This window comes from Clostridium cuniculi, from assembly GCF_004353185.1.
In the GTDB taxonomy this organism is placed as follows: Bacteria; Bacillota; Clostridia; order Clostridiales; family Clostridiaceae; genus Clostridium; species Clostridium cuniculi.
Genome location: NZ_SMUS01000007.1, coordinates 41,099 through 54,590 on the forward strand (window position 1 = coordinate 41,099; position 13,492 = coordinate 54,590).

Sequence of the window (13,492 nt, forward strand, 5' to 3'; positions counted from 1 at the left end):
TAACATAATATTTGTTTTGTCGTCAATGTATTTTTTACCTTTTTATGGATATAAAGTAAATATAATTAAATTAATAGTAATTTAGAGATAAATAATTAAGTTTTTGAATATTTCTTACTTTATTAAATGAAAAAACACATTCTTCTAAACGTAGAATGTGTTTTTTCAAATTGCTTAATATATACAAGCACCTTTAAATTTTAATTCTTTAATTAATTTAAAATATTACTTTACAATATTTATTTATCTTTTTCTTTGCCCTTATATTTTTCTAATTCCTTTTGTAGAGTTTTATAAAATTCTTTTATATCTTCACCTTCATCTAATAAAAGCACTTCAATTGCATCATTTAAATTATTCATTGTATATATATGAAATTTGCCTTCTTGAACTGCTTTTTCTACTTCAGATTTTAATATTATTTCGTCTTTATTTCCTTCTGGAATTAATACCCCTTTTTCTTCTACTGTATCTAACATACTACAAACCTTAAAGAATCCCTCAATCTTTTCATTAGCTCCACCAATTGGTTGAACATCACCAAATTGATTAATAGATCCAGTTACTGCGATATTTTGCTTTATTCCTTTCTTACTTAAAGCAGAAAGAATACTTATAATCTCTGCCACAGAAGCACTATCACCCTCTACCATTCCATATGTCTGTTCAAAGCTTAAATGAAAATCTACAGGTATATTCTCATAAGGATTTAACAAGTTTGTTAATAATCCTCTAAGTATACTTATTGATTTTTCATGAATCTTTCCACTTAAATTACTTTCTTTTTGTATATCAATAATTCTTCCTGAACCTTTACATGCAACACAACTAATTCTCATAGGCTTTCCAAAGGTACAATATCCACTATCAAGTACAGCTAATGCATTTATTGCTCCTACTTTTCTACCATTAACAGAAATTAATATTTTATTATCTTCATACATGCTCATTATTTCACTTTCTATTAATTCCTCTTCATATGCAACATCTAAAATATCCTGTTTAGTTATTATCATACTCTTTCTTTCTTTTGCCGAGTTATTAGCTAGTACTAATATTTTATCTATGGCATCATCTTCTGCAAGTATTCTATTTCTACTACTACTTTTCCTACATAAATATTTTAACATTTCACTCATAGCTTCATCATTAAGATTAAATAGCTCGTTCTTTCTAACCTTATTCTCAATCATATTCTTTAATTCAATTACTGAATCATTATTAACTTTTACTATAGGTGAAAATTCTGCTCTTAATGGGAATAACTTTTTAAAGTCTTCATCAGAATTATATAAAAGATCATAAGTTTCATAATCTCCTATTAAAATCACCTTAAACTTTACTGGAATAGGGTTCGGCTTTAATCCATTTATATTTATAAATTCTAAATAGCTTTTATTAGTATCAAATGATACTTTATTTGAAAGTAAAATTTTCTTTAAATAATAATAACTTAATGTATTTACAGCCAATGAACTTAATCTTAGAATAAGACACCCTTCATTTGCTTTTAAAATTGAACCTGCACTTATTAAAGAAATATTAGTTGTATACATTCCATTATGATTTTCATATTCTATTAATCCTATTAAATTATTTAAATTAGGATCCTCTTCAAATATTACAGGTGGAGAAGAGTTATTTGTATTATCTACAATTACTCTAACATCATATTTATTTAATATTTCATATATTTCACTTTCATCCTCTTCTATGCTCATTGTATAACAATCAATTAAATCTTCCTCTATACAAGTGAATAACCTTTCTAAATATTCATATGAATCATCGTCTGTTATAAATTCTAAAAGTGCTTCATCCTTTTCATCTTCCATTTGAGTAGCCAAAAACTTTGAATATATTTTTTTTAATTTCTTTATTGATTTAACTTCAATATCCTTTAGCTCTTCTAAAATACTTTCAGCTTTCTTTTTCAAATTACCCGCTTTAGCTACTATAACATTTTTATTTTCATCTTCTAAATCATCGTACTCTTTTTCTGTCATAGCTTCATCGCCACTCAAAGGTATAAATGCAAATCCTTTACTAGTGGCCTTAACTTCAAACCCCTCTTCTTTCGCCATTTTAGTTAATTCATTTATATAACTATTTCTTTTATTTTGAATATCTTCTACTAAATAATCCTTCTCATCATTACTAGAATCACCATAAAAATCGTCTACAGCTTCTAAGTAACAATTTTTTATATCATCAACAGTTTCCTTTAATTTTTTTCCTTTTCCATTTGCAACAAAAATTGCTTCAGGCCTGTTAACATCCTCCAATGTAACATAACATATATCCCTTGGTGCTTCTAAGTCTTTATACTTTTTCTCTATAAAAGTTGTTAGCTCCTTTAATTTATCCTTTGAGAAGGTATCTATTAAATAAAGATTATAACCCTCTTTATCTATATTAATTGCCCTCTCAACCTTTTTATAGGCATCATTAAACTCTTTAATACCTTTTGTACCTTTATCAACATCAGTATCTGTCACCTCTAGTTTAAACATTATTTCTGATGGAGTTAACTCTCTTTTCATAACCCTCCTATCTAAGGCTAGAAACTACTAACATAAGTCGTCTCCCCTTTTTTTACAATGATATATATTATATTAATATTCTTATATTATGAATTTAGGCAATATTTTTTAAAAAGTATACTATATTCTTAAATATAATAAAAAGGAAGCATATATATGCTTCCTTTTTATTATATTTATTTTAATAATTTGAATTTGATTTTATTCCTTCACAAATAGCAATTGAAGCTGATGCTCCTATTCTAGTTGCTCCATTTTCAATCATAGCTAAAGCATCTTCTCTGCTTCTAACTCCACCTGATGCTTTTACTCCCATATCTGGTCCAACAGTTTCTCTCATTAATTTAATATCAGCTGCTGTTGCTCCACCAGTTGAGAATCCAGTTGATGTCTTAACAAAATCAGCACCAGCTTCCTTTGATAATTGACAAGCTATAACTTTTTCTTCATCTGTTAAAAGGCAAGTTTCTATTATTACTTTTGTTAAAGCTTTATTTTTAGCCGCTTCAACAACTGCTTTTATATCATTTTTAACGTACTCTAAGTCTCTTTCCTTTAACTTACCTACGTTAATAACCATATCAACTTCTGTAGCACCCTTTTCAATAACATCTTTTGTTTCAAAGGCTTTAACTTCTGTAGTAGTTGCTCCTAAAGGAAAACCTATTACAGTACAAACTTCAACATTAGTTCCTTCTAATGCAGTAGCTGCTACTGGAACCATTGATGGATTTATGCAAACTGAAGCAAAGTTATATTCTACAGCTTCTTTACAAAGTTTTAAAACTTCCTTTTCAGTTGCTTCTGGTTTTAATATTGTGTGGTCAATCATTCTAGCTATTTGTGCTTTATCCATTATAATACCTCCATTTATTTTGAAATTTTTCTTAAGTAGCCCTTATCTATTATAATTGATGTATCATTTATTGGAAAGATTTTTATAAATCATTTTATATAATTATTTTTTGACTCTTTATCTAAAATAATTTTAGCTGTTCTACTTTTTCTTCCTTTATACTAGATACAGTAATTCCAATTAACCTTATAGTTCCTATAAAATTCTCATCTTTAACAATTTCCTCTGCTATCCTATAGATAGTTGTAAAATCATTAGTATAATAGCTTAAGCTTCTACTTCTTGTATGACTTTCAAAATTACTAGTTTTATATTTAAAAGTTATAGTTTTTATATATACATTCTTTCTTTTTAAATCTTCACTTATTTCTAAGCAAAAATTCTTTACATAATGAAGAATTTCCTGAATATCTTCAGTGTCAAACTTTAATGTATTTTCTCTACCATAGGATTTTCTATCTCTATTAACTGTAACTTCTCTATTGTCAATTCCTCTTATTCTTTCATATATATCTATTCCATACTTTCCAAAGTACTCTATAAAAAATTCTTTTGGTAATTCATATAAGTCCTCTATCTTAAACATTCCCATGTTATTTAACTTTCTAACAGACTTTTCACCTAAACCATAAATTTTAGATATTGGTAATGGTTTTAATATATCTGGAATCATATTTTCAGTTATTATCTTTATTCCATTTGGTTTATTCCAATCAGATGCTAACTTTGCTAAAAATTTATTATAAGATATACCAATAGATAAAGTTAAACCTACTTCTTCACGTACTCTCTTTTTTATATAATTAGCAGCCTCTAATCCATCATTAAACTTTCCTTCACTTAAATCTAAATAAGCCTCATCTATTGAAAGTGGCTCAATAATTGGAGTTACCTCCCTAAAAATTTCAAATATTCTATTAGAAATTTCCTTATATCTATAATATCTTACTTTTAAATATATACCATGTGGACAAAGTCTTTGTGCAATAAAAATAGGCATTGCTGATCTAACTCCAAACTTTCTAGCTTCATAAGAACAAGTGGATACAACACCTCTTTCACTAACTCCACCAACTATTACAGGTTTTCCCTTAAATTTAGGATTGTCTGCTTGTTCAACTGATGCAAAAAATGCATCCATATCCACATGTAAAATTATTTTTTCCATTATTTCACCTAGTATACTACTTCCTCAAAAATACCTTTATTTTTGCTATTAATAAAAGAGAGTACCCCTTGCGCTAATAATTCATCAATATATCTCTTCTTATCAGACATTGTACAAAAGGCTACAATCACTATAGCAATTATAGTTCTAAATCCTTTATCTATATAATATTCATATTCTCCCTCTTCATCACATAAATATTCAATAACACCTTCAACTATATCTACATTTCTCCTTGGATTATAGTTTGCAACAACTCCAAGCAATGGCAAAAATTGATTTGCTATTTTTATGTTCCTCTTTTTAAGATATAACATAAATTCCATAGTTCTATACATTTCACCTGATGAACCATTTAAAATAATTGCATTAGCTAAACCTTGTACACCATTTTTGGATCTTATGTGTGAATTTGAAATATGATCAAAAATATTCTCTATAAAATCATCTACAGTTTCTGCTTGAATATTATTAATAACCCATAAAGTACAAAGTAAATAATCATCCTCATTAGTTATATTATTATACTTTTCTTTAAGTATTATATATAACTCTTTTATATCTTTTATTATATCCTTTTTCTCTTTATATCTACAGTATTTACTAATTGTAAAGGCCGTTAAAGCTAAATATGAACCTGATGAAAATCCTTCTTCCTCTAATATTTCCATAGTTTCGTACATATCTTCTATTAATTCTTCTTCTTTTTCATTATCAACCGTTGCTATTAATAGTGAAAGTATATTTAAAGTATCTCCCCTAAATGGAGACATTATTGTTGTTGATGCTTTAATATTTTTTCTAATTTCTTTAACTCTTTCAACTGGTATTTCCTTTTCATAGTGTGAAAAAACTAATGATGCAAAATGATTTATTATATCTCCATCATTTCTTAACTCTTCTTTTGCCAACCTATAGTTATCAACCGTCATTTGTATTCTGTCAACCAGAAACTTGTCCATCTATTTACATCTCCCCATAAATTTAAAATTATTTAAAAACCTGTATTAAAATTCAACTACTGTAATTAATACTAAATTATAATTCTACACACTTATTATACTATGAATTTATGTCATTTTAATAACATTTTATATATTATTTTCTAGTAAATATCCATATTATATTCCAGTATATAGTTGAGTTTTTTGTCATTTATTGCTAATATAATTATTAAGGTTAACTTTTAACTTTGTTTACATTAAGGGGGCAAAAAAATGAATACTATAGTAACAAAATTTGGAGGTAGTTCTCTTGCAGATTCTATCCACTTTAAAAAAGTAAAAAATATTATTGAGGGCAATTCTGATAGAAAGTATGTTGTTCCATCAGCACCTGGAAAAAGATTTTCTAAGGACTTTAAGGTAACAGATTTACTTTATCTATGTCATGCACATGTAAAATCCAGTATTCCTTTAGATGATGTATTTAAGTTAATATCAGATAGGTATCATACTATAGTTACTGAATTAAATTTAAATTTAAACTTAGATTATTATCTAAACATAATAAAATCTGACATAGAAAATGGGGCATCTGCAGATTATACTGCAAGTAGAGGTGAATATCTTAATGGAATAATCCTTGCAAACTACTTAAATATTGATTTCATTGATGCAAAAGATGTAATTAAATTTAATAAATATGGAACTTTAAATATTAAAGAAACTTATGCTTTACTTAAAGATAAGCTTTCTCAGCATGAACGTGCTGTTATCCCTGGATTTTATGGTTCTGATGAAAATGGAGAAATAGTAACTTTTTCTAGAGGTGGCTCTGATGTAACAGGTGCATTAGTTGCGGCAAGTATAAATGCAAATCTTTATGAAAACTGGACTGATGTTTCTGGCTTTCTAATGGCAGATCCTAGAATAGTTAATAATCCTAAAAAAATTAAAACTATAACTTACGGAGAACTTAGGGAATTATCATATATGGGAGCTTCTGTTTTACATGAAGATGCTGTTTTTCCTGTGAGAACTTCTGGAATTCCAATTAATATTAGAAATACTAATAATCCTGATGATGAAGGAACACTAATAGTAAAAAATGAAACTAAACATGAAAATACTATTACCGGTGTTGCTGGTAAGAAAAATTTTACTGTTTTATCTATAGAAAAATCTATGATGAACTCTGAACTTGGATTCTGTAGAAAAGTTCTTACTGTTTTAGAACACCATGGTGTATCTTTTGAAAATATGCCATCTGGTATTGATACTGTAAGTGTGGTTATTTCTGACTCTAACTTAAAAAATAAAACTGAAATTATTGTTGAAGAAATTAAACGTTCTTGTAATCCTGATTCTGTAGTTGTATACCCTAATATGGCTTTAATTGCCACTGTAGGTACAGGTATGGCTTATAGCAAAGGTGTAGCCGCTAGAATATTTAATGCTCTTGCTGAGGCTGATATTAATATAAGAATGATTGATCAAGGTTCAAGTGAGATAAATGTTTTAGTTGGAATTGAAAATGATGACTTTGAAAAAGGGATAAATGCTATATACAAAGCGTTTAACTAGTGACAAGTTTCAAGTGACAAGCTTCAAGTTTAAGAAACTCCATAAGGAGTTTCAACCATAACTTGCCACTTGTCACTTATCACTTGTCCCTATCTTACTCCCAGCTTTTCCATATTTCAGGTTGATTTCCAACTGTAGCTTCCTTACCATTTCTAACAATTGGTGTAGTATACAATGATGGATTTTTTAACAACATATCTTCTCTAGTTTCTGCTCCTCTTATTTTATCCATATTTAACTTCTTATAATCTTTCGAATTTTTATTTATTAAATTTTCTAGTCCTACAGCTTTTTTAACGCTTTGGAGCTCACCCTTACTTAATGCCTTTTCTTTCAAGTCTATAAATTGATATTGTATTCTTCTTTCTTTGAAAAACCTTTCAGCCTTCTTAGTATCATTACATTTTTTTGTCCCAAATATTTGTATATTCATTTTTATTCCTTTCATCTTTTAAATAATGATTATTATATCATAAATTTAACTTTTATTATTCTAGTAATATATAACTTTATATGAAGCAGATATATTTATAATCTAAAATGAGCCGTATCAAAAATTATTTTGATACAGCTCAATTCTAGTATTTCTCACTTATTCATATTAATTAGTAACTTCTTTATACTCTCTGCTTACTAAAGCATACATCTTTTCTGCATTATTCATACAATTAATAACTATACTATTAAAATATAAATCTTTACTAATTACTCCATAATCCTTAGCCTTCTTTGACATAATTTGATCTACAGTTAACTCATTACTTTCTAATGTTAGATGAATTCTACTTAAAATAATTTCTATATTATCTAATACCTCATTTATATTTCTATCTTCTTGTAAAATCTCATTATTATTAACAACTATATATGAAATCTGCTGAATTTCATGTATAAGTTGCTTGTTTATCTCTAATAAATTATTATAGAAAGATTCTTCATATTCATTTTTCTTTTTGTAATTTTTGATATCTAAATTTATTTGATTTGATCTTATTAGTAACTCCTTTAAGTATGTACTATCAAATTCATTTCTATTTTCTAAAGCCTTTCTAAGCATTAATACCATTTCTCTATCTATTGTAATTAGTTTTGTTACATTTAGCTTAAATTCGTAACTACTCTTATTAGGTAAAATATACTTATTTGCTAATATTGAAATAACAGCTGCAATAAATATATATGCTACTCTAAGCTCTATTGCTTCATTTCTATCCATTGCTAAAGTAGCTAAAGTAAGTCCATAACAAGTAGTATATGAAGTCATAATCCATGTTGATGGTACTACTGAATACATACATATTGTCATTAAAACTATTATTATAATATGAGCATTAGCTGTATGGAATATACTAAGTAATAAGAATGTTAATATAGATCCTAGAATTGTACCTAGAATACGATTATTAATTCTCTCTGCACTATCCTCATAAAAAGGAGTAACCATTAAGAAAGCACTCATAGGAATCCAATAAGAATGATTCAATCCTGTTAATCTAGATATTAAGAATGTTGTTGTTAATACAAAAGATAACCTTAATGCAAAACGTAATTGAAACATATCTAATTTAAGGTTATACTTAATTCCACGTATTTTATGTGCTATTTTAGGTATTCTCCAATTATCTTTTATATTATCAAAATTTGTTATAGTCATATTTGAAAGAGCTACTCTTAAAATATTAATAATATATGCTATATCATATTCTACTTTCTTATTTGTAAAATATTGTTTATCTATAAAATTATCTAATAATCTTATTAAATCTGTATTATTTTTTTCATTCATGTCTTCTGATATCTTTTTTAATAATTTATTTAATTCATTTAAATATAAAATATCACTATCATTTAAATTATCAGAATTCTTATGGATAGTTTTTATGACATACTGAAATTTTTGAAATACTAACATAAAATAATAGTTATTTGAACCAAAACTATCTACTAAATACTTATAATTTCTACTTGAGTATATAAGATTATTTAATTTGTAAATTATCCTATTAAGCTCATCTATATCATTTTTCAACTTTTCCTTTTGAACTATCTTATTTATTTGCTTAGATAAGTTTAACAATCCATTTTCCGCTAATTCATAACTATTTTTATATCTATCCTTTAATGAATTTATAAATAATCCTAAAGTTATAAGTACCATACTAAAGATTAAGGCTGAAAATCTTTTAGGTAAATGTGAAAACTCAATAGGACTTAGTTGCAAGAATACAAATGCCATTACATACACAAAATATCCTTTAGGTGTAAAACTATCTGTATATAAATAAACTATAATAGCTGGTAAAATAAGGTTAATAAGTACACATAACACTATATTTAGATTCGCAATATAGGAAAAAATTGATATTAATAATATCATAGAAAATATTTTTAATAACCTTTTTAAATTAAATTCCTCTTTTGATTTAATTATAAATAAAAGTACTAAAAAAGGCATTATTATAACTTCAGTTACTCCAAATATTTTTAAAATAGAAAAAAATAAAATAATGGCCATAATTATAGTCGGTAGTCCATCTACAAAGCCATCTTTCATTTTCACAAACTGTTTTTTTACTACTTCCACTTGTAAATTCACCTCTATAATATTTATACTTCCCTATATCAATATATTCTTTTCATAGATACTTGTCAATATTTGTCCATTATGGCTTGCTTTGTTAAATATTAAAATTTTTTCTCTTCTGTCCCCATTGAAATTAAAACCTATTTACCCATTTCTGGAAAAATCATCCCCTTTAGTATTATTCTTTTATCCTTCCTAATGCAACTCCCTTAAGTTAAACAACCTATCAAATTCATTTTTGGCAAATTGGCGTACATTTTCTTCAAAAACTTCATATTTTTCTAGAAACTCAGTTCCTTCTTTCGTTAAATATGTTTTACCACCATTTTTACCACCATGCTTTCTTTCTACTACTTCATAACCTAATTGTTTTTCCATATAATTTATCATATTCCACGCCTTACTATAAGATAATGCCATTTGCCTACATGCATTTCTTACAGAATGTGTATCTTGAATTAAAAATAAAAGCAATTTTGTTCTTGAATCAAAAAATAAAGATTCTTTTTCAATACTTATTTTAATAAAAGAATGCATCATATCATCATTGTGTTTTTCTAAAAGGTTGTCCAATCTATTAATATCATCTGTATTATGTAAAATCCCCTCATCTTCTACATCTACCCATTTTCTTTTAACTCCTATTTTCTGAATAGCTCCTCGCATTCCCATGTCTCCATCATATTCAAGAATTTCAGGAATCAATTCAGAAGCTATTAAAATAGGATGTCCAGATTTTCCATTATAAGATGGAGAAACAACCTTTTCATTATAATTCAACATACTTTCTATAGTCCCTGAAGTAAACATTGGAATATTAGCAGGATTAAATATAATCTGATCACATTTATCTTTTAAATAATTCAAGCCTATTTTTGCATAATCAAACATTTGAGAATTTTCATAGTCTTCATTTTTTAAAAATATAACTCCGAAGCTAGCAAGATCACGTTCAATTTCATAAGATTCATAACCAGTAACAACTACAATAGGATAAATTCCAGCTCTTTGAAAAGTTAAAACTATTCTTTTTATTACAGAAATAGACCCAACCTTTAATAATGGTTCAGATTTATCACTTTCAAATATTTTTCTAACAGCAGCAATTACTCCTCCTGTTATTTTCTTTTTATTAGTTAGCATATGTACACTTCCTACTCCTAATATATTTTAATTTAATTAAATCTAATATATATTTTACATAAATCATATTATAAGCTCAATATTTGTAATTTTTTATTAATATTTACAAATCATTTTTTTTTAAAGATTTAAAAACCGCCCTCCTCAACTCCTATTCTCATCTCTATTTTTTCTTGCTTTAACGCAAAAAAGTCTCATATGAAACTATTTTAATTTCATATGAGACCTTATTTTTCGAAACTTTTTTATAATTCTTTTCGTAGCTATTTTATAAAGTTCGAAAATTTTTTTATAAGTAAACATAGTAGCTAATAAATACTTATTAGCTACAGAGATAAGGATAAATTTTATTACTATACAGCAAATAATTCACACCTCAACAAATTTGTTTTTAATATTAAAAATAAATCATCAATAAAACCAAATATAAACTCACATTCAAAATATAATTCTAATAATTTAATTTTAATGCTATTATTTTTTTCTGGAAACTATTATATATCTGTGCTCAATACTCTCTACATATCCCTTAGAATTTATATCTTCATTTAATTTACATAGTTCCTCAAAGCAATTCTCTACAGAGAAATTTGGAAATTCCCATTCAATAATTTTAGCAAAATAAACAATTGCCCCAATATCTCTAAAACGTAAATAAGGAAAATATTCATTAGCATATAAAATTTCAAATAAGTTATTTTCTAATTTTTTTAGGTTATTATTTAAAGTATTATTTGAATATAATGGCTTAAAGCCTTTTATTAATGCCTTAGATAATATTTCATTATTCTTTCCACCTACTTGTTGAGTAATGAAAATTCCATTAGTCTTTAGTATTCTACTTACTTCATTAATATCAAAGGATTCGTGTCTATTGATAATTATATCAAAAGTATTATCTTCAAAAGGTAATTGAGAATCATTAAAAACCTGCTTCACTTCAATTCCAAGTGGTTCTAAATTTTGTTTGCATAGCTCAAAATTAGGTTTCCACATTTCTGTAACAGATGTGTTATTGTAAGGATGATTAAGTGACAATAAAAACTCTCCACCACCAGTACCCATATCTAATAATTTATAATATGACCTTAAATATTTCTTTAATATCTCCTCATAATTCCAAGGTAATTCTTCATCATCCCATCTATTTTCTAAATAAGAGAAGTCCCACCCCTTAAATGTATCCTGTTCTTCTTTTTTCCATACTTCTTTTAATTTACTATAATTCATAACTGCCCCTCTTTTCATATATTTTTTAATTAATAGAAAATTGATGCAGTTTACTGATAGTATATATAAATTTATTCTTGGTACGATCTACTATCAGCTATTATAACTGCATCAAGTAGTTAATTCGTTCTTTTCCCATCTTGAGATTTCACCCACTTTCAAATTCAAAATTTGTCTATTAGTTATATAATAAGTAATTCACATAAGTTTAAGATTGTTTATTATTTACTTAGTTATTTTCATATTCATTTTTAAAAATACTATAATATAATACATTAACTACCATATTGTCTAATCTTTCTAAAGTTTCTTTTCTTGTAAATTTATATTTGAAACCACATTTTTCATTAACTCTTTTAGAGTTATTATTAAAATCAAAATGACCACACCAAATTAAATCTAAGTTCATTTCAATAAATCCATACTCAAGCAACGCTTTTACTGCTTCTGGAACATAATTATTTCCCCAATATTTTGGATTTAAAACATAACCAATTTCCCTTTGATTTAAATATTCCAAAGAAACATCTGGTTTGCTATTATGTAATCCTATGCCACCAATTACTTTATTCTCTTTCTTTAAAACTATTGCATATGAATCATTATTACTTATGAACATATTTATTATTTCTTTACTTTCATCTTCTGATTTATGTGGTTTCCATCCAGCATTTGGACCAACTAATTCACTTTTGGCATATTCATATAAATCGCTACTATCACTAATGGTCCAAGGTCTTATAATTAGTCTATCTGTAATAATCTCTTTCATTTTAATTCCCCCTTTTTAATTCGCTATATAATACAATTATTCATTAACTATTTAATAATATATTAACACAAATTTCAACTTTATCCCATAAATTCCTTATTATATATATATGCTATTACACCAATATACTCTATACTATTAAAATATTCATCATCTATTAAATATCTATCATCATTCTTATAAAGTTTTCTACTAATTGTTTTCACTATTTAAAAGTGTCACTTTATATAATTTTATATTATTTTTACAATTCTAGCATATTTAAATTTCCCACCCTCTCTTCCCTACTTCTCACCTCTCATTTTCCTTGGGTTAACGCAAAAAGAGCCCCATACAAAATCATTACAATTTTATATGAGACTCTATTTTTCGGAACTATTTTATAAAGTTCGGAACTTTTTTATAAGTAAACAATTAATGTTCACTCAAAAAAAAGTCTCGAAAAAACTCTCACCTGCCTCTAGACTAGATTTCATCAAGGATTAGCGTCACTTTTTTAAGTGCAGTAATAAAAAAGTCTCGAAAAAATATTTTTGTATTTTTGAGGAGTTATCCACAAGGGCAAACCTTCGGTTGCAGAGAAAAGGATTGCTCAGTCATAAAAATGTCTCGAAAATTTCTCACCTCTCTTCCCTCCTTCTCACCTCCCATTTTTCCTACCCTAACGCAAA

General features: G+C 26.5%; 11 protein-coding genes. 1 reads left to right on the forward strand and 10 read right to left on the reverse strand.

The window, feature by feature from the left end:
* Positions 1-239: 239 nt before the first annotated feature.
* The 4 genes from EJJ37_RS04740 to EJJ37_RS04755 all read right to left on the reverse strand — a co-directional run bounded on the left by EJJ37_RS04740 (position 240) and on the right by EJJ37_RS04755 (position 5,529).
* Positions 240-2,543 (reverse strand): AAA family ATPase, encoded by a 2,304-nt coding sequence (locus EJJ37_RS04740; RefSeq protein WP_133014448.1) that lies wholly within the window; start codon positions 2,541-2,543, stop codon positions 240-242.
* Positions 2,544-2,724: 181 nt separating this feature from the next.
* Entirely contained in the window at positions 2,725-3,399 is a 675-nt protein-coding gene (deoC, locus tag EJJ37_RS04745) for a deoxyribose-phosphate aldolase (RefSeq protein WP_133014449.1), read from the reverse strand.
* Between the two features lie 121 nt (positions 3,400-3,520).
* Positions 3,521-4,567 (reverse strand): DNA polymerase IV, encoded by a 1,047-nt coding sequence (locus tag EJJ37_RS04750; RefSeq protein WP_133014450.1) that lies wholly within the window; start codon positions 4,565-4,567, stop codon positions 3,521-3,523.
* Positions 4,568-4,575: 8 nt separating this feature from the next.
* Complete coding sequence (locus EJJ37_RS04755; RefSeq protein WP_133014451.1) at positions 4,576-5,529, reverse strand: DUF4003 family protein; 954 nt, start codon at positions 5,527-5,529, stop codon at positions 4,576-4,578.
* Positions 5,530-5,784: 255 nt separating this feature from the next.
* Between EJJ37_RS04755 and EJJ37_RS04760 the strand changes: the two genes are divergently transcribed.
* The gene (locus tag EJJ37_RS04760) at positions 5,785-7,092 is read left to right on the forward strand and encodes an aspartate kinase (protein WP_133014452.1); all 1,308 of its coding nucleotides are present in this window, start codon (positions 5,785-5,787) and stop codon (positions 7,090-7,092) included.
* Between the two features lie 94 nt (positions 7,093-7,186).
* Here EJJ37_RS04760 and EJJ37_RS04765 read toward each other — a convergent pair whose 3' ends face one another.
* The 6 genes from EJJ37_RS04765 to EJJ37_RS20980 all read right to left on the reverse strand — a co-directional run bounded on the left by EJJ37_RS04765 (position 7,187) and on the right by EJJ37_RS20980 (position 13,027).
* The gene (locus EJJ37_RS04765; RefSeq protein ID WP_133014453.1) at positions 7,187-7,525 is read right to left on the reverse strand and encodes an arsenate reductase family protein; all 339 of its coding nucleotides are present in this window, start codon (positions 7,523-7,525) and stop codon (positions 7,187-7,189) included.
* Between the two features lie 168 nt (positions 7,526-7,693).
* Positions 7,694-9,676, reverse strand: coding sequence for an FUSC family protein (locus tag EJJ37_RS04770; RefSeq protein ID WP_133014454.1), 1,983 nt, complete (start codon positions 9,674-9,676; stop codon positions 7,694-7,696).
* A 195-nt stretch (positions 9,677-9,871) separates the two neighbouring features.
* Positions 9,872-10,819: an NTP transferase domain-containing protein gene (locus tag EJJ37_RS04775; RefSeq protein WP_133014455.1), complete on the reverse strand. Its 948-nt coding sequence runs from the start codon at positions 10,817-10,819 to the stop codon at positions 9,872-9,874.
* A gap of 474 nt (positions 10,820-11,293) precedes the next feature.
* Entirely contained in the window at positions 11,294-12,049 is a 756-nt protein-coding gene (locus EJJ37_RS04780) for a class I SAM-dependent methyltransferase (protein WP_133014456.1), read from the reverse strand.
* A 229-nt stretch (positions 12,050-12,278) separates the two neighbouring features.
* The gene (locus EJJ37_RS04785) at positions 12,279-12,821 is read right to left on the reverse strand and encodes a GNAT family N-acetyltransferase (RefSeq protein WP_133014457.1); all 543 of its coding nucleotides are present in this window, start codon (positions 12,819-12,821) and stop codon (positions 12,279-12,281) included.
* Between the two features lie 80 nt (positions 12,822-12,901).
* Positions 12,902-13,027 carry a hypothetical protein gene (locus EJJ37_RS20980; RefSeq protein ID WP_275547908.1) on the reverse strand — a complete coding sequence of 42 codons (126 nt, stop codon included), beginning with the start codon at positions 13,025-13,027 and terminating at the stop codon, positions 12,902-12,904.
* Between the last annotated feature and the right edge of the window lie 465 nt (positions 13,028-13,492).

Coding starts and splice junctions, on each gene's coding strand:
- EJJ37_RS04740 (WP_133014448.1), bottom strand. CDS start 2,543: ATGAAAAGAGAGTTAACTCCATCAGAAATAATGTTTAAACTAGAGGTG.
- EJJ37_RS04775 (WP_133014455.1), bottom strand. CDS start 10,819: ATGCTAACTAATAAAAAGAAAATAACAGGAGGAGTAATTGCTGCTGTT.
- EJJ37_RS04760 (WP_133014452.1), top strand. CDS start 5,785: ATGAATACTATAGTAACAAAATTTGGAGGTAGTTCTCTTGCAGATTCT.
- EJJ37_RS04780 (WP_133014456.1), bottom strand. CDS start 12,049: ATGAATTATAGTAAATTAAAAGAAGTATGGAAAAAAGAAGAACAGGAT.
- deoC (WP_133014449.1), bottom strand. CDS start 3,399: ATGGATAAAGCACAAATAGCTAGAATGATTGACCACACAATATTAAAA.
- EJJ37_RS04755 (WP_133014451.1), bottom strand. CDS start 5,529: ATGGACAAGTTTCTGGTTGACAGAATACAAATGACGGTTGATAACTAT.
- EJJ37_RS04765 (WP_133014453.1), bottom strand. CDS start 7,525: ATGAATATACAAATATTTGGGACAAAAAAATGTAATGATACTAAGAAG.
- EJJ37_RS04785 (WP_133014457.1), bottom strand. CDS start 12,821: ATGAAAGAGATTATTACAGATAGACTAATTATAAGACCTTGGACCATT.
- EJJ37_RS04750 (WP_133014450.1), bottom strand. CDS start 4,567: ATGGAAAAAATAATTTTACATGTGGATATGGATGCATTTTTTGCATCA.